Consider the following 17,770-nt stretch of genomic DNA (forward strand, 5'->3'; position numbering starts at 1 on the left):
GATGGGAGTTTTTTGTTTTTTAATAGTTAAGGAGATGGTTTTATGAAGGAAATGTCGACGAAATATAATCCACAAGAAGTAGAAAGAGGGAAATACAACGAATGGGTAGAAAAGGGATACTTTGAAGCAGAAGTTAATTCTAATAAACCACCATTCTCAATTGTAATTCCACCACCAAACGTAACAGGCAAACTTCATTTAGGGCATGCTTGGGACACAACACTGCAAGATATTATTACGCGTATGAAACGCATGCAAGGATATGATGTGCTTTACTTACCAGGCATGGATCACGCGGGTATCGCAACTCAAGCACGTGTTGCTGGACGTTTACGTGAAGAAGGTATTAAATTATCAGATTTAACGCGTGAAGAATTCTTAGACCACGCTTGGAATTGGAAGGAAGAATATGCAAGCCACATCCGCGATCAGTGGGCTAAAGTGGGTCTCGGATTAGATTATAGTCGCGAACGATTCACTCTTGATAAAGGACTTTCAAAAGCAGTAAGAAAAGTGTTTGTTGACCTATATAACAAAGGATTAATCTACCGTGGTGAATATATCATCAACTGGGACCCTGAAACTAAAACAGCGTTAAGTGACATAGAGGTTATTCACAAAGAGATTGAAGGAAATTTCTATCATATTAAGTATGAACTTGAAGATAGTTCAGAATTTCTTGAGATCGCAACGACACGTCCGGAAACAATGTTAGGGGACACTGCTGTTGTCGTTAACCCAAATGATGAGAGATACAAGCATTTAATCGGTAAAAATGTAATTCTTCCAATCGTTGGACGTAAACTTCCAATTATTTCGGACGAATATGTAGATATGGAGTTTGGAACTGGTGCCATGAAAGTAACCCCTGCACATGATCCAAACGACTTTGATTTAGGTAACACACACGATTTAGAGCGCATCAATGTATTAAACGAAGATGGCTCAATTAATGAACTCGGTGGAAAATATGTCGGTATGGATAGATTCGAGTGTCGTAAAGTACTCGTTGAAGATTTAAAAGAAGAAGGTTTCTTAATCGATATTAAGAAGCATATACATTCAGTTGGACACTCTGAACGTTCTAATGCAATTGTGGAACCATTCCTATCGACCCAGTGGTTCGTTAAGATGGAACCTCTTGCAAAAATGACACTCGACAATCAAAAAACAGACAACAGGGTAAATTTCGTGCCAAACCGTTTCGAAGGTACGTTTAACAGATGGATGGAAAACATTCATGATTGGGTAATTTCTAGACAATTATGGTGGGGCCACCAAATTCCAGCTTGGTATCATAACGAGACTGGTGAAATGTATGTAGGTATGGAAGCACCAGAAGATAAAGAAAACTGGACTCAGGATGCTGACGTATTAGACACTTGGTTCTCAAGTGCTTTGTGGCCATTCTCTACAATGGGTTGGCCAGAAGACACTAAAGAGTTAGAGAAATTTTATCCAACGAGCGTACTTGTTACGGGTTATGATATTATCTTCTTCTGGGTCGCACGTATGATCTTCTCGGGACTTGAGCATACAGGCAAGCATCCATTTAGCGATGTTCTACTTCACGGACTTGTGCGTGATGAACAGAACAGAAAGATGTCTAAGTCACTTGATAATGGTGTTGATCCAATGGATGTGATTGACTCATATGGTGCAGACGCAATGCGTTACTTCTTATCAACAGGTACAACTCCAGGTCAAGACTTGAGATACAGCGATAAGAAAGTGGAATCTGTTTGGAACTTCATTAATAAAATTTGGAACGCATCAAGATTCGCACTGATGAACATCGGGCCAGAATTTAAGATGGCAAACATCGATTTAACACAAGAAAAATCACTTGCGGATAAATGGATTCTGACACGTCTAAATGAAACGATTACTGAAGTGACGCGTCTGTCAGAAATTTATGAGTTCGGTGAAGTTGGTAGAATTTTATATCATTTCATCTGGGATGATTTCTGCGACTGGTACATTGAAATGGCGAAGTTACCGATGACTGAAGGAACAGCTGAGCAGAAAGCAATGACACGTTCAGTACTACTCTACACGCTCGACAAGATTCTAAAGATGTTACATCCATTCATGCCATTTGTTACAGAAGAAATTTACCAAACAATAGAAGGTGACCGTTCAATTGTTGTAAGTGAGTGGCCAACAGTTAAAGAAGAACTCACGGATAACGATAGTAAAGAAACAATGGCACTGCTTGTTGATATCATCAAATCTGTACGTCAAACTAGAAATGAAGTAAACACGCCACTATCTAAGCCAATCGATATTAAAATCGAAGTTAAGAATGAATTGAAGCGTAATTTAATTGAAGAAAACAAACACTACATTGAACGATTCACAAATCCTAAATCGTTAGAAATTAACGAGACAGTTGCCGCTGACGACGATTCTAAGACTAGTGTTGTAAGTGGGGCGAAAGTTGTACTACCTTTGTCAGGGCTTATCAACATTAAAGACGAAATTGCAAGACTTGAAAAAGAACAGAATCGTTTAACAGGTGAGCTTAAGCGTGTAAACGGAAAACTTTCTAACGAAAAATTCGTTGCAAATGCGCCAGATGCTGTTGTAGCAGCAGAAAAAGAAAAACAAGCATCATATCAAGCACAATATGATGACGTCACAGCGCGTTTGGAAGAACTAAGAGGTAAATAAATGGACTACAAAGAAACATTAGATTGGATTCATAACAGAGGAAAGTTTGGTATTAAGCCAGGCGTACGACGTATGACTTGGATGTTAAATGAACTTGGAAATCCACAAGATAATATCCGTGGTGTACACGTAGTTGGAACGAACGGAAAAGGATCTACGGTCGCATATATGAGAAGTTCGTTAAACAACAACGATTATACGGTGGGAACGTTTACCTCACCTTACATTGTTGTGTTCAACGAACGAATTTCCATTGATGGTAATCCGATTAGTGATGAAGATCTCGCATATGTAGCAAACATTGTGCGTCCAATTTCAGAGCGAATGATTGAAGAAACAGATCTCGGTCAAGCAACAGAGTTTGAAATTATAACGATGATCATGTTCGTTTACTTTGGAAGTATTCACCCCGTTGACTTTGTACTCGTTGAAGCAGGGCTTGGTGCAACACATGATTCTACGAATGTGTTCAAACCAATCATGACTATTATGACAAGCATTGGCCTCGATCATACAGATATTCTTGGTGATACGATTTTAGATATAACAAAGGACAAATCCGGGGTAATAAAGCCAGGAGTTCCACTTGTCTTCAGTGTGGATAACGAAGACTGTAAGAATTATATTTATCAAGTGCTAGAAGCAAATCGCTCTAAAGGAATCGAACTAGGCAGAGACATTTTACTCTTAGCTAAGGATGGAGAATTTGCATTTCAGTATGGTAACTATGATTTCCAAGATATAAAATTGAGAATGCTCGGCCATCATCAAAAGCAAAATGCATCGCTCGCGATGGCAGCACTTGTTGAGATGAATGATTTAGGTCTTGTTGACCTAGATATGAACAAGATGGTATCTGGTGTTGAAAATGCAACATGGGTAGGGCGTATCGAAGTTTTAAGCGAGAATCCTACAGTTATTATTGATGGTGCGCATAATAGAGAAGCAGTAGATGTATTAGTAAATACGATGGAACAAAACTTTAAAGGTCGTGAAATCACAATTCTTTTCTCATGTGTTTCAGGTAAGCCGATTGAAAACATGGTCAGAAAGTTAGAATCAATTGCAAGTGAGTTTAATATCACTGAATTTGATTTCTATCGTGCGCGTAAAATACAAGATATTAAAAGTGCAGTTGAGCACCCGAATAGTCATGTGATTGAAGATTATATCAGTTATATCGATAATTTTGACGGGGACATTTTATTGGTCACTGGCAGTTTGTATTTTATTAGCAATGTAAAACAACATTTTAATAATAAATAAAGAGATCATCCTTAAGGATGATCTCTTTTTGAATTAAATCTCTCTGTTATTTTGGAGTTTTAATTGGTCGCGAATTTCTTTTAGTGTATCTAAAGCTTCATCAATTTCTTCTTCTTCTTCTTCAACAAACGCACCACGACTTACTTTGTTTACAATTTTAACAAACATAAATACAGCAAAACCAATAATTACAAAGTCGATAATCGATTGAATGAATACACCATACGTAATGCCTTTATATGCCCAATTACTAGCGAAGTCCGTATCGCCAAAAATCAGTGCAATCGAAGGCATGATAATGTTCGCAACTAAACTATCTACGATTTTACCAAATGCAGCACCAATAACTACTGCAACTGCTAGGTCAAGAACGTTTCCACGCATCAAAAATTCCTTAAATTCTTTAATCATGATATTTCCTCCCTTCATAAAGTTACTTAGATTATACTACTTCAATTACAATTTTAATACAACTAGCATTTATTTATCACTTAAATAACTTATTTTTATCATAATTAGATTAAAGGTTAAGGATTACTTATGTTTATCTATATATAGATTGTATGGCTTGATATGTTTAAATATCTCGTAAAAACGTATACAATAAAGCTAAGAGATATATGGGGGGAAAACGAATTGGCTAAAAATTTACAGAAAGTATCTGAAGCTACATTAGAACTAAATGGCAGTAAAAAGAAATTTTACAGCTTAAAATCTTTAGAAGACAAAGGATATAGTAAGACTGAAAACTTACCATATTCAATCCGTGTATTATTAGAATCAGTACTACGTCAATACGACGGACATGCAATTCAAGATAGCCACATTGAGGCATTAGCAAATTGGGACAAAGGCAATTACGCAGGTCAAGAGGTTCCATTTAAACCATCACGCGTTATCTTACAAGACTTTACTGGTGTTCCAGCAGTAGTTGATTTAGCATCACTACGTAAAGCGATGGACGAACAAAACGGTGACGTTCAAAAAATTAACCCAGAAGTACCAGTGGACTTAGTTATCGACCACTCAGTACAAGTAGATGCATATGGTAACCACGCAGCACTACAAAAAAACATGGACCTAGAGTTTCAGCGTAACAACGAGCGTTACGAATTCTTAAGATGGGCAACAAAAGCTTTCGATAACTATCAAGCAGTACCACCAGCAACTGGTATCGTTCACCAAGTGAACTTAGAGTACCTTGCTAGCGTAGTACATGATAGAGATGACATTCTTTTCCCAGACTCATTAGTAGGTACAGACTCACATACTACAATGATCAACGGTTTAGGCGTACTTGGTTGGGGAGTGGGTGGAATTGAAGCTGAAGCAGGAATGCTTGGACAACCTTCATATTTCCCAGTACCGGACGTTATCGGTGTGAGATTAAAAAATTCACTTCCTGAAGGTGCAACAGCAACTGACCTTGCTCTACGAGTAACTGAAATGTTACGTTCACACGGAGTAGTTGGTAAATTTGTTGAATTCTTCGGAAAAGGTGTACCGGACTTACCACTTGCAGATAGAGCAACTATCGCAAATATGGCGCCAGAATACGGTGCAACGTGTGGTTTCTTCCCAGTAGATGAGGAAACATTATCATACATGACATTAACGGGTAGAAGTGAAGAACACGTTAACCGTGTTAGAGAATATCTAAAAGCGAACGACATGTTCTTTGATCCAGAACACGAACCAACATACACAGAAGTTCTAGAGTTAGACTTATCAACAGTAGAACCTTCACTTGCTGGTCCTAAGCGTCCACAAGACTTAATTACGTTATCTAACATGAAAGAAGAATACCGTGCTTCAATTACTCGCGAGAGCGGAAACCACGGTCACGGATTAGATGCTTCTGAGGCGGATAAAAAGATTGAGATTGAGTATAATGACGGCAAAAAAGGCGAACTAAAAACGGGTGACCTTGTAATTGCTGCAATCACATCTTGTACGAACACATCTAACCCATATGTAATGTTAGGTGCTGGACTTGTCGCTAAAAAAGCAGTTGAAAAAGGACTTACAGTTCCTGAGTATGTGAAAACGTCACTTGCTCCAGGTTCTAAAGTAGTAACAGGTTACTTAAAAGAATCTGGCCTTCAAAAGTACTTAGATGAACTTGGTTTCAACTTAGTAGGTTACGGCTGTACAACTTGCATTGGTAACTCAGGTCCATTAAGAGAAGAAGTGACTAAAGCAATCGTTGATAACGACATGCTCGTATCAAGCGTACTCTCAGGTAACCGTAACTTCGAAGGACGTATCCATCCATTAGTTAAAGCGAACTATCTGGCATCACCACAACTCGTTGTTGCATATGCGCTTGCTGGAACTGTGGATATTGATCTTAAGACTGAACCACTTGGTAAAGATAAAGACGGCAACGATGTTTACATGAAAGACATCTGGCCTTCAATTCAAGAGGTACGTGACGCTGTACATGATACAGTTACTCCTGAGTTATTTAGAAAAGAATACGAAACAGTATTCGATTCTAACGAAACTTGGAATAACATTAAAGTGACAGATGCACCACTTTACGATTTTGACCCAAAATCAACGTACATCCAAAACCCAACATTCTTCGAAAACTTATCTAAAGAAGTTGACGATGTAGAGCCATTAAATGGACTTAAAGTGTTAGGTAAGTTTGGAGACTCAGTAACAACAGACCATATCTCACCAGCAGGTGCGATTGGTAAAGATACACCAGCAGGTAAATGGTTAATCGAACAAGGCGTAAATCCACGTGATTTTAACTCATACGGTTCACGTCGGGGTAACCATGAAGTAATGGTCCGCGGTACATTCGCAAACATTCGTATCCGTAACCAAGTAGCTCCAGGAACTGAGGGGGGCTATACAACATATTGGCCAACTGGCGAAGTAATGAGCATTTATGATGCTGCTATGAAATATAAAGAAGACAACACTGGACTTGTTATCCTTGCAGGCGACGACTACGGAATGGGATCGAGCCGTGACTGGGCAGCTAAAGGTACAAACCTATTAGGTGTTAAAGCAGTTATCGCAGCTTCTTACGAAAGAATTCACCGTTCAAACCTAGTTATGATGGGTGTATTACCACTACAATTTGTTGAAGGTAAGAACGCAGATGACTATGGACTAGATGGAACGGAATCATTCGACATCCCTGTAAATTCCAAAGTTAAACCAGGTAGCGTTGTTAAAGTAACAGCTACTAAAGAAGACGGTTCAACTGTAGAGTTTGATGCGAAAGTACGCTTCGACTCAGGGGTTGAAATTGACTACTACAGAAACGGTGGTATCTTACAAATGGTACTCCGCGGTAAATTAGCAAACTAAATTGAAGTTTCAAACCTTTCAAAACGTGAGTTTTGGAAGGTTTTTTTATCCATTTAGTTATAGAGGGGAATTTGTGAAGTTTAATTTTTCTGTTCAAATATTGTAATTAAAGTTTTTGTTTTTTCAAAAGATCTGCACAAAAAGCTCATTCCTATATCACATAATAAGCCTTCATCGGTTAAAGCAAGAGAGAGTAAAAAAGAAGCTAAGTATCTTACTTAGCTTCTCGTTTCTTCGTTAGGAAACTGACTTTTGGCTCAGTGCCTTCTTTTATGCGTTTCATGTTTGATATGTGCTTAACTATGATAACCACAGCTAATACAACAGCTACAACAATCAATGGTATGTCTTTCGTAAATAATGATACGATTAAAAAAACGATGGATGCGGATACTGATGCGAGACTTACGTATTTTGATATATACAATATGATCAGGAATGTTGCGAGCAAGATGATAAATACAATTGGAGCATATGCGAGTATTGCACCGCCGCCTGTTGCAACTGCTTTTCCACCCTTAAATTTAATAAATATTGAACATACGTGTCCAAGTGCCGCGACTAATCCGAAAAAGAGGACTGTGATGTCTGAACCTGCGAGTAGGGCAACCCAAACAGGGATGGCTCCTTTGAATAGGTCACAGATTAAAACAATAATTCCTGCTTTTTTCCCAAGTATTCTAAAAGTATTTGACGTACCGACGTTGCCGCTACCATGCTCACGAATATCTGTATTATAAAACAATTTTCCAATTAAAAGAGCAAATGGTATGGAACCAATTAAGTAAGCAAACGCAAAAAGTATTATATTTGTTATTAACATGAGACACCTCATTTAGTAGTAGGTACTAATATTTTAACATATATTTCCGGTTTGTCATTTAATTTATTATTGTTTACTGTAAATTAATTATGTAAACTAATTACAGTTTGCATTTTCTTGAGATTTCTATAAAATATATAAGAGATGAATAAAAACGAACGTACGTTTGTAGGAGGAACCCTTTTGACAAAAAAAGTAGAAGGCTATTCTGATGATTCGATTCAAATTCTAGAAGGATTAGATGCAGTTAGAAAAAGACCCGGTATGTATATCGGATCTACAGATTCTCGTGGGCTTCATCATTTGGTTTATGAGATCACGGATAATGCTGTGGATGAGATCATCAATGGATATGGTAATGAAATCAATATAACAATCAATAAAGATGAAAGTTTAACAATACGAGATAACGGTCGCGGTCTGCCAACGGGTATGCATAAGAGTGGTAAGCCAACACCTGAAATTATCTTCACTATTTTACATGCAGGGGGTAAGTTTGGTGCGGGAGGTTATAAGACTTCTGGGGGTCTCCATGGTGTGGGTGCTTCTGTCGTAAACGCGTTGTCTGAATGGTTAAAGGTAACAATTTACAGAGATGGTAAAAAGTTAGAGATATCATTTAAGGACGGCGGTAAACTCGACCAGCCACTTAAAGTTGTAGGCAATACAAACCAGTCAGGTACTGAAGTGACATTCAAGCCAGATCCTAAGATATTTAAAACGGGGACATTCTTCAACTTTGAAACGATTGCCGAGCGCATGCGTGAATCTGCATTCTTAGAAAAAGTTCTCAAAGTAACGATTAATGATGACCGTACTGGTAACTCCGAAACCTTCCATTATGAAGAAGGCCTCAGCGCATTCATTAAATTCCTAAATGAAGGAAAAGATGCGATTGGTAATATCATGTCATTCTCAGGTGAATACAATGATATGAAGCTCGACGTCGCTTTCCAGTATAATGATCAGTATTCTGAGACAATAATGAGTTTCGTTAACAACGTCCGTACTAAAGACGGTGGTACGCATGAGGTTGGGTTCAAAACATCATTCACCCGTATCTTCAACGAATACGCTCGTAAAATCGGTGAATTAAAAGATAAAGACAAGAACCTCGAAGGGAACGACATTAGAGAAGGATTAACTGCGATTATCTCGGTTAAAATTCCTGAGGACCTATTACAATTCGAAGGTCAGACAAAAGGAAAACTTGGTACACCTGAAGCGAGGCAACTTTTAGACAGTGTGTTAGCAGAAAACTTACCATATATTTTAGAAGAGAACGGGGTTTTATCTTCACAGCTCGTTAAAAAAGCGTTGAAAGCACGTCAGGTAAGAGAAGCTGCACGAAAAGCACGAGAAGAAGCACGTACAGGTAAAAAGAATAAGCGAGCGAGTACGTTGCTCTCTGGTAAATTAACTCCTGCTCAAAGCAAGAATGCGAAAAAAAATGAGTTATTCCTTGTAGAAGGTGATTCTGCAGGCGGTTCAGCAAAGCTCGGACGTGACCGAAAGTTCCAAGCGATTCTGCCACTACGTGGTAAAGTAATCAACACAGAACGTGCACGTTTTGAGGATATCTTTAAAAATGAAGAGATCAACACAATCATTCATACAATTGGTGCAGGTGTTGGAAATGAATTTAAGTTAGAAGACGTCAATTACGATAAAGTCATCATTATGACAGATGCAGATACTGACGGAGCACACATCCAAGTGCTCTTGCTCACATTCTTTTTCAATTACATGCGACCTCTATTTGAGGCCGGAAAAATTTATATCGCGATGCCACCATTATTCCAGCTTAAGAAGAAACAAAACAAGAAGACGATTGTTAAATATGTTTGGACTGAAGACGAGTTAGAAGTGGAGCGCGAGAAACTGGGTAAAGGCGTTGAACTACAGCGCTATAAAGGTCTCGGGGAGATGATGGCAGACCAGCTATGGGATACAACAATGAATCCAGAAACGCGCACGCTTGTCCAAGTGTTAATTGATGACGATGCACTGTCATCTAAGCGTGTGACAACTCTCATGGGAGACAATGTAGAGATTCGCCGCAACTGGATTGAATCGAACGTAAGCTTTACATTAGAAGATGAAAAATCAATGCTAGATAGAAACATGGACGTAATTGAAGAAAGCGAGGAAGAATTACATGATGCATGATCAAATTCAACAACTGAAACTTGAAGATGTAATTGGAGATCGCTTTGGTAGATATAGTAAATACGTCATCCAAGATCGTGCGATTCCTGACGTTCGCGATGGTTTAAAGCCAGTTCAACGCAGAATTTTGTACGCAATGTATAAAGATGGAAATACTTTTGATAAGAACTTCAGAAAGTCTGCGAAGACTGTTGGTAACGTAATCGGTAACTACCATCCTCACGGTGAGTCTAGTATCTATGACGCTATGGTGCGTCTTGGACAAGACTGGAAAATGCGTGAAGAATTAATTTTAATTCATGGTAACAAAGGTTCGGTTGACGGAGACCCGGCTGCTGCAATGCGTTACACAGAAGCCAAGTTATCTAAGTTATCAGGTCTTCTGCTAGAAGATCTCAATAAAGAGACGGTTGATTTTATCAATAACTTTGACGATACGGAAGTTGAACCAACGGTTCTTCCAGCAAAATTCCCGAATTTACTCGTCAATGGCACAACAGGAATTTCAGCAGGTTATGCAACGGATATTCCACCGCATAACTTAGGTGAAGTCATTGAAGCGACACTAAAATTAATTGAAAAACCAAGCGTATCTCTAGATGAACTTCTAGAAGTCATGCCTGGACCAGACTTTCCAACAGGTGGTATCATCCAGGGTAAGAAAGAGCTTAAAAAAGCATATGAAACAGGAAAGGGACGTATTATCGTGCGTTCCAGAATGCGCGTTGAAGAAGCGAGAGGCAACAAGAAACTAATCATCATCGACGAAATTCCGTTTGAAGTAAATAAAGCGAACCTCGTCAAGAAAATTGATGAGATTATCTTCGACAAAAAAGTAGATGGTATGATCGAAGTCCGCGACGAGACGGATAGAGATGGTATGCGTGTCGTAATCGAAGTGCGTAAAGACGCGAATATCGATGCCATAAAGTCGTACTTACTCATGAAGACAGATCTTCAAGTGTCATACAACTTTAACATGGTTGCGATTGACCAACGTGCGCCAAAGCTTCTAGGTCTTAAAGCTATACTAAATGCATATATTGCACATCAAAAAGATGTGGTGGCACGTCGTTCTAGATACATGTTAAATCACGCAGAAAAACGCATACACATCATCGAAGGGTTGATTCGTGCGTTATCTGTACTCGATGAAGTAATTCGCATCATCAGAGAATCACAAAACAAAAAAGATGCAAAAGAAAACTTAATCGCTGCATTTGACTTCACTGAAACTCAAGCTGAAGCGATTGTTATGCTCCAACTTTATCGTTTAACAAATACGGATATCGTTGAGTTAGAGACTGAGCATAATGAGCTCGAATACGAGATCAATCAGTTAAAAGAGATTCTTTCAAATGACAAAAAACTCATGTCTGTAATCAAGCGTGAATTAAAAGATGTTAAAAAAGAATTCACGACAGCACGTCGTACGGATATCGAAGACAAGATTGAGTCATTAGACGTTTCTAAAGAGATGTTGATTGCGAAAGAAGATACGGTGGTATCATTAACGCGTGACGGCTACATTAAACGTACGTCGCCGAGAAGTTATAATGCGAGTCCGTTCGATGAACTTGGTATGAAAGAAGATGATCATTTGTTATTCATGCATGAAGGTCATACATTAGAGACGCTCATCGTATTTACCTCTAAAGGGAATTACATGATCATACCTGTTCACGAGCTTCCAGATATTAGATGGAAAGATAATGGCGTGCATCTGTCCTCTAAGTACAACCTTAAGAGCAACGAAGTTCCGGTGTTCGCATTAGAAATTGAATCGTTTGATGAGGCGAAATCTATCATCATCACTACAGCAAATGGACAAGTGAAGCGCACCACGTTGGATTTATTCGAGATGACGCGCATCAGCCGTCCAATCGCATCAATATCGCTTAAAAAAGAAGACAGCGTCGTGTCAGTTGATCTCGTAGAAAATCCAGACGACGAGATGTTATTTGTAACTACGAATGGTTTAACACTTAGATATGGTGTCAGCGAAATAAACTCAACAGGTTTACGTACACAAGGTGTGCGTGCCATGAACCTTAAAGATAAAGACAGAATCGTCTATGGCGGTCTCATAAAAGATAATAAAGTGCTCATCACCGCATCACAGCGTGGTGCACTGAAACGGACGCCAATTGACGAGTTTAAGAGTGGGGCAAGGGCACAAGTCGGCTCTATGCTTCTAAAAGATATTAAATCTAAGCCGCACCGCATTGTTGGAGCGACACTTTCAAAAGAAAACATCAATGTCATTCTTCACAGCGAAAAAGAAATGGAAACATTTAATTCCAAAGAAGTAAGACAGAGTGGCAGATACGCGAATGGATCATTTGTAGTAGATGAAGATTCGTTCGGCCAAGTAGTATCTGTAGATTTTGAATACTATACTAAAGACGAATAAAAAAATTCCCGGTAGTGCAAATTCAAATACACTACCGGGAATTTTTTTATTTAAATAGACCTACAATTGCATCAACAAGTTTTTGAAAGAATGATTTAATCGAGTTCCAAATGCCTTCTCCTTCTTCAGAAGTTGCATAGTCTTTAATATCTTTACCAAGTTCTTTGGCTTTTTCTTTAGCGTCTTTATAAGCATCGCTTGAAGTGATATCGCCTATGAATGATTTACCACTGTCTATAATCTTCTGTGCAGTTTCTCCATTAAATACGCCAGAGTCCTTGATGTTTAAGATTAATACAATGATTCTTTCTCTTTGATCTTCAGTAACAACATCTTGTAGTCCGTTTTCTGCTAGCTTTTCATCAACGATTCTGCGTACATCATCTTCAGTGATATCTGTACCTTCGTTGATGATGTTGATTACCGTAATCTTAATTTCTGTGATTGCTTTGTTTAACTGCTCTTGTGAGTAGCCTTCTTTATTTTCGTTCTCTTCAGTAATATCCGTGATGGTGTTTAGTTCATCTTGTGCGTTTTGTGTTCTATCTTCAGGAATTGGTTGTCCTTGAACTTCATATGCTTTATAGATTCCAGTCAATGCAGATTCACCAGTTACGTCATGTGGTGCTGCGATTGTCACGTCTGCATCTGTGATCCCTGCAGTTAGAAGTGCGTTTTGGTAAGTCTCTTTAGATATTTGTGTGATTCTACCTTGTGATTCATTGATATCAATGTTGAGGCCACCACTTGTTTTTTCGATAATTCTAATACTTGAGAATAGGATGCTATCATCGTATCTCATGCCGATGTATCTCTCTGTATCATTTCCATATACATAATCTGTTTTGTCTTTATCTGTAGCATTTAAAAGTTCGGATACTGTGTTTCTCGTTTGGCCATCATACTCTAGTCCGGCACCGTAAATCGTTACAGCTTCGTCCCATACTTTCGCCGCTTCAGTCTTAGTATTCACAAAGAGTGATAGCGTAAATACTGCTGCAAGTACATATAATATTTTTTTCATAAGTGTTATTCCTTTCTCTCTTATGTGTCATTAGCTTACTACATATTTTTTTTGTTTACAAAAGAAAAGAGAATACTTAAATAGAAAACACAATGAATTTATGTTAATATTAATACGAACAAATGTTCGTATCGGAGGGATGAATATGTATAATTATCATCTTTGTCCACAGCGTGATATTTTTTGTGTGGACCAAAAAAGTTTCTTTGCAAGTGTGTCTTGCATCTTGAATCACTGGGATCCAAAAACAACATTGCTTGCTGTAGTGGGGGACGTGGACTCTCCGGGCTCAGTTGTGCTTGCAGCAACTCCTGAGTTAAAAAAGCTTGGTATTAAGACCGGATCACGATTATTTGAAATACCAAAGAGACCGGATATAAAAATTGTTAACCCAACTATGAAAACGTACCTTGATTACTCTAAACGAATAACAGAAATTGCGCTCAGATATATTGCACCTGAGGATTTTCATCAGTATTCAATTGACGAGTTTTTCATGGATGTCACAGAGAGTTATCATCTTTACGCATCGACGCCATATGAACTTGCTGAAATCATCAAGATGGAAATTTATAGAGAGACGCAAATCGAGTGTACAGTTGGCTTAGGGGATAACATGCTTTTAAGTAAATTGTCCCTAGATATTGAAGCAAAGAAGATGCCAAAAGGTATCGCAGAGTGGCGTTATCATGATGTCCCTAAAAAGATGTGGCGCATTTCGCCACTGAGCAAATTTTGGGGCATTAATAAGAGAAGTGAGAAGAAATTAAATCAACGCGGTATATTTACGATTGGCGATCTTGCACATTATCCTGTAGAGTATTTGAAGCGAGACTTCGGTGTGATTGGTATCGATTGGCACTTACATGCCAACGGGATTGACTTCAGCAAAATTCGCGACAGACACTACGTGCATAATCCTTCTATTGGTAAGAGTCAAATATTAATGAGAGATTATAGATTCGAAGAGATCTATGTAGTGATATTAGAACACGTGGATGAGGTAGTTCATCGTTTACGTATGATGAATAAGCTTGCGCGTACTGTTCAGTTCGCAATAGGTACTAAGGATGGGCATACGTATCGTAAGCAGTTTACGATAGATGGGGGCACACATAACGAAAACACAGTCATGGAAGGAATTTGGACACGTCTCGTAGAAATCGCAAACCCAGATGAACTATATAGAACAATCAGTGTAGGACTCACGAACTTTATCCCAGACACGATGCGACAATACGCTCTCTTTGATAACTATGAACAAATGGAAAAAGAAGAATCATTGATGCGCACAATTGACCATTTGAAAGTGAAATATGGCATGCTTAGCGTGATGAGAGCACTGAGTATGACAGAAGCTTCCACCCTTAAACTTCGCGAAGGATTGATTGCTGGTCATAAAAGATAATTAGCTCAGACATGAAAGCTAAAGATAAAAATGGTATAATACAATAATGGAATTGTATAATTGGGTAAATATTGCGTACCCATCAATAAGTAATCAGTGAAAAGAAAAGGATTGAGACCTGAATGGAGTTTGTGCAACTAACTGAAGAAGAGTTTTACGACTATACACACAAGCATTTTAGTCATTTTACTCAAACACTTGAAAACTATAGATTAAAAGTGGATGAAGGAACTGAAACATATTTAGTCGGTGTGAAGGATAACGCGGAAGTTAAAGCAGCGTGCTTACTTACACTCGGACGTGTGATGCGTGTCTTTAAAGTCGCTTATACAAATCGTGGTCCAGTGATGGATTATAACGATCAAGCAGTCGTACAAGCATTCTTTAAAGGTTTAGAATACTTCCTTAAAGGAAAGAAAGTATTATACATTAGAATAGATCCTTATGAAGTTTTAAACGTGAGAGACCATGATGGTAATATCATTGAAGAGACAGGCAACAAATCTCTAATCGACATGTTTGAAGATATGGGATATATTCATGACGGCTATACAACAGGATTTAGCCCAGATACTCAGATTAGATGGCACTCAACGCTTGATTTAAAAGATAAAACAGAAGATGAACTCTTTAAATCATTTGATAGCTTGAGAAAGAGAAACATTAAACGTGCTGACAAAGATGGAATCAAAGTAAAATATCTTGGTTTAGAAGACATTGGAATTTTCACAGACTTTATGGAAGACACGAGTGAAATGAAAGAGTTCTTCGACCGCGGTGCGCCGTTCTATAAATCAAGAAAAGAATACTTTAAAGACAAAGTAATGATACCACTTGCGTATGTAGATCTTGAAGAATACGTAGAAGCAATTGAAAAAGATAAAAATAAGCTCGAACGTGAAATAGAAAAAGCAGAAAAGCAATTAGAGCGTGACAAAGAGAATCAAAAAGCTAAGAACAAGATTGAAAACCTATCTGTTCAATTACAAAACATTAAAAAGAAATATGATGAAGGTAAAGCACTGAACAAACAATATGGTAAAGAATTATCTGTTGCAGCGAGCTACTATATCAATACGAATCATGAAGTTGCATATCTTGCAGGTGGAACAGCAAACGAATTTAGACACTTTGCTGGTAGCTACGCAATCCAATGGGAAATGATCAAATACGCATTAGAACAAAACGTAGATATTTATAATTTCTACGGAATCAGTGGTAAGTTCACTGAAGACGCTGAAGACTACGGCGTAATTCAATTTAAAAAGGGCTTTAATGCGACAGTAAATGAATATATCGGTGACTTTGTAAAACCAGTAAATAAAATCGCGTATAACGCATACCAATTACTAAAGAAATAGAGAGTGATGGAAACTATGAAATTTACAGAATTAACAGATTCTGAATATGAACAATTTATAGAGACGAGTGGGGAAGAAAGTGCCTTCTTCCAAATGATTGGAAACAAGAAAAACCGAGAGCTACATGGCGAGTGGGAAGTTGAACTACTCGGCTTAAAAGAAAATGATGGTACAGTGAGAGCCGCGGGGTTATTTACAAAACAACCTACAGTTCTTGGTAAATACTTTTACTACAGCAATAGAGGTCCAGTATTAAACTACGATGATCTCGAGCTCGTACGTGCATACTTCAGTGGACTCACTGAGTATTTAAAAGAAAACAACTGTTCATACGTTAAAGTGGATCCAAACTGGATTTACAAAAAATATAACAAAGATGTAGAAGAATATACAGATTATGAACCAAGAAAAGAAGTAATCGATCTATTAGAATCTATGGGCTATGTACACCAAGGATTCACTAGAGGATATTCAAAAACTTCACAAGCACGTTGGATGAGTGTGTTAGACGTGAGTCAGTTTAAAGATGAAAAAGACCTCGTTAGATCATTCGATAGCTTGCGTCGTAGAAATATTAAAAAAGCACAGAGATTTGGTGTTAAGGTACGTTTCTTAGAAATTGATGAAATGGATATTTTTGTTGATTTATTCTTAGAAACAGCTGAGAGACAAAATTTCTTTATTACCGTAGATCCACATCAATACTTCAGAGACTTTAAAGAAACTTATGGTGATAAAGTTCTTGTGCCACTTGCATATGTTGAACTTGATCCATTTATTTCATCTACAGAAAAAGAACTTAAAAAATTAACTAAACAACTTGAGCAGCAAGAAAGTAAAGAAAATCAAAATCAAAAGACAATGAACAGAATTGCAGAACTTAAGAGAAATATTCAAGGTACTGAAGATGATTTAAACCAGGCAAAAACATTTAGAGAAAAATATGGAAATGTTCTAAATCTAGGTGCTGGTGTGTACTTCGAAACACCATATGAACTTGTATATAACTCAGGTGCCTCATCTGAAGAGTTTAACATGTTTGTAGGTCCGTACTTAATGCACTTAGAGATGATGAAGTATGCGATGGAACATGGTATTGCTCGTTATAACTTCTACGGTGTATCTGGTGATTTTACACCAGAAGGAGAAGACTACGGTGTATTCAGATTTAAGCGTGGATTTAATGCTGAAATCGAAGAGCTTGTGGGAGACTTCGTAAAAGTTATCAACCCATTCGTACACAACGTATTTAAAGTGAAAGTTAAGGCAGAACAAAAGCTCGGAAGAAGATAAAAGAAGAATG

11 protein-coding genes are annotated in these 17,770 nt (G+C 38.0%); 8 read left to right on the top strand and 3 right to left on the bottom strand.

The window, feature by feature from the left end; all coding sequences use genetic code 11:
• The first annotated feature begins 42 nt into the window (after positions 1-42).
• Together H9D55_RS04995 and H9D55_RS05000 are read left to right on the top strand one after the other, a co-directional pair.
• Positions 43-2,673, top strand: coding sequence for a valine--tRNA ligase (locus H9D55_RS04995; RefSeq protein ID WP_235963115.1), 2,631 nt, complete (start codon positions 43-45; stop codon positions 2,671-2,673).
• Positions 2,674-3,939: a bifunctional folylpolyglutamate synthase/dihydrofolate synthase gene (locus H9D55_RS05000; RefSeq protein ID WP_186077422.1), complete on the top strand. Its 1,266-nt coding sequence runs from the start codon at positions 2,674-2,676 to the stop codon at positions 3,937-3,939.
• A 33-nt stretch (positions 3,940-3,972) separates the two neighbouring features.
• Here H9D55_RS05000 and mscL read toward each other — a convergent pair whose 3' ends face one another.
• The gene (gene mscL / locus H9D55_RS05005; RefSeq protein WP_186077424.1) at positions 3,973-4,350 is read right to left on the bottom strand and encodes a large conductance mechanosensitive channel protein MscL; all 378 of its coding nucleotides are present in this window, start codon (positions 4,348-4,350) and stop codon (positions 3,973-3,975) included.
• A gap of 225 nt (positions 4,351-4,575) precedes the next feature.
• Between mscL and acnA the strand changes: the two genes are divergently transcribed.
• The gene (gene acnA / locus H9D55_RS05010) at positions 4,576-7,269 is read left to right on the top strand and encodes an aconitate hydratase AcnA (protein WP_186077426.1); all 2,694 of its coding nucleotides are present in this window, start codon (positions 4,576-4,578) and stop codon (positions 7,267-7,269) included.
• A gap of 214 nt (positions 7,270-7,483) precedes the next feature.
• On the opposite strand, the gene plsY is transcribed toward acnA, so the two are convergent.
• Positions 7,484-8,092, bottom strand: coding sequence for a glycerol-3-phosphate 1-O-acyltransferase PlsY (plsY, locus tag H9D55_RS05015; RefSeq protein ID WP_235963116.1), 609 nt, complete (start codon positions 8,090-8,092; stop codon positions 7,484-7,486).
• A 144-nt stretch (positions 8,093-8,236) separates the two neighbouring features.
• On the opposite strand from plsY, the gene parE reads away from it, so the two are divergent.
• The gene (parE, locus tag H9D55_RS05020) at positions 8,237-10,261 is read left to right on the top strand and encodes a DNA topoisomerase IV subunit B (RefSeq protein WP_186077430.1); all 2,025 of its coding nucleotides are present in this window, start codon (positions 8,237-8,239) and stop codon (positions 10,259-10,261) included.
• The gene (parC, locus tag H9D55_RS05025; protein ID WP_186078185.1) at positions 10,254-12,674 is read left to right on the top strand and encodes a DNA topoisomerase IV subunit A; all 2,421 of its coding nucleotides are present in this window, start codon (positions 10,254-10,256) and stop codon (positions 12,672-12,674) included. Before parE ends, parC begins: the two co-directional genes overlap by 8 nt.
• A 46-nt stretch (positions 12,675-12,720) precedes the next feature.
• Here the strand turns inward: parC and H9D55_RS05030 are convergent, their stop codons facing one another.
• On the bottom strand, positions 12,721-13,698 hold the full coding sequence (locus tag H9D55_RS05030) for a DUF1002 domain-containing protein (protein WP_186077431.1): 978 nt from the start codon (positions 13,696-13,698) through the stop codon (positions 12,721-12,723).
• 145 nt (positions 13,699-13,843) lie between these two features.
• Between H9D55_RS05030 and H9D55_RS05035 the strand changes: the two genes are divergently transcribed.
• The 3 genes from H9D55_RS05035 to H9D55_RS05045 all read left to right on the top strand — a co-directional run bounded on the left by H9D55_RS05035 (position 13,844) and on the right by H9D55_RS05045 (position 17,760).
• Complete coding sequence (locus tag H9D55_RS05035) at positions 13,844-15,106, top strand: Y-family DNA polymerase (protein WP_186077433.1); 1,263 nt, start codon at positions 13,844-13,846, stop codon at positions 15,104-15,106.
• Between the two features lie 122 nt (positions 15,107-15,228).
• Positions 15,229-16,467 (top strand): aminoacyltransferase, encoded by a 1,239-nt coding sequence (locus H9D55_RS05040; protein ID WP_186077435.1) that lies wholly within the window; start codon positions 15,229-15,231, stop codon positions 16,465-16,467.
• A gap of 15 nt (positions 16,468-16,482) precedes the next feature.
• Positions 16,483-17,760: an aminoacyltransferase gene (locus H9D55_RS05045; protein WP_186077436.1), complete on the top strand. Its 1,278-nt coding sequence runs from the start codon at positions 16,483-16,485 to the stop codon at positions 17,758-17,760.
• Positions 17,761-17,770 lie beyond the last annotated feature (10 nt).

It is taken from the genome of Phocicoccus pinnipedialis (assembly GCF_903994035.1).
Classification (GTDB): Bacteria; Bacillota; Bacilli; order Staphylococcales; family Salinicoccaceae; genus Phocicoccus; species Phocicoccus pinnipedialis.

Excerpts from the sequence above, each read along its gene's own strand:
- H9D55_RS04995 (WP_235963115.1), top strand. The coding sequence starts at position 43 with ATGAAGGAAATGTCGACGAAATATAATCCACAAGAAGTAGAAAGAGGG.
- H9D55_RS05000 (WP_186077422.1), top strand. The coding sequence starts at position 2,674 with ATGGACTACAAAGAAACATTAGATTGGATTCATAACAGAGGAAAGTTT.
- mscL (WP_186077424.1), bottom strand. The coding sequence starts at position 4,350 with ATGATTAAAGAATTTAAGGAATTTTTGATGCGTGGAAACGTTCTTGAC.
- plsY (WP_235963116.1), bottom strand. The coding sequence starts at position 8,092 with ATGTTAATAACAAATATAATACTTTTTGCGTTTGCTTACTTAATTGGT.
- parE (WP_186077430.1), top strand. The coding sequence starts at position 8,237 with ATGAATAAAAACGAACGTACGTTTGTAGGAGGAACCCTTTTGACAAAA.
- parC (WP_186078185.1), top strand. The coding sequence starts at position 10,254 with ATGCATGATCAAATTCAACAACTGAAACTTGAAGATGTAATTGGAGAT.
- H9D55_RS05030 (WP_186077431.1), bottom strand. The coding sequence starts at position 13,698 with ATGAAAAAAATATTATATGTACTTGCAGCAGTATTTACGCTATCACTC.
- H9D55_RS05035 (WP_186077433.1), top strand. The coding sequence starts at position 13,844 with ATGTATAATTATCATCTTTGTCCACAGCGTGATATTTTTTGTGTGGAC.
- H9D55_RS05040 (WP_186077435.1), top strand. The coding sequence starts at position 15,229 with ATGGAGTTTGTGCAACTAACTGAAGAAGAGTTTTACGACTATACACAC.
- H9D55_RS05045 (WP_186077436.1), top strand. The coding sequence starts at position 16,483 with ATGAAATTTACAGAATTAACAGATTCTGAATATGAACAATTTATAGAG.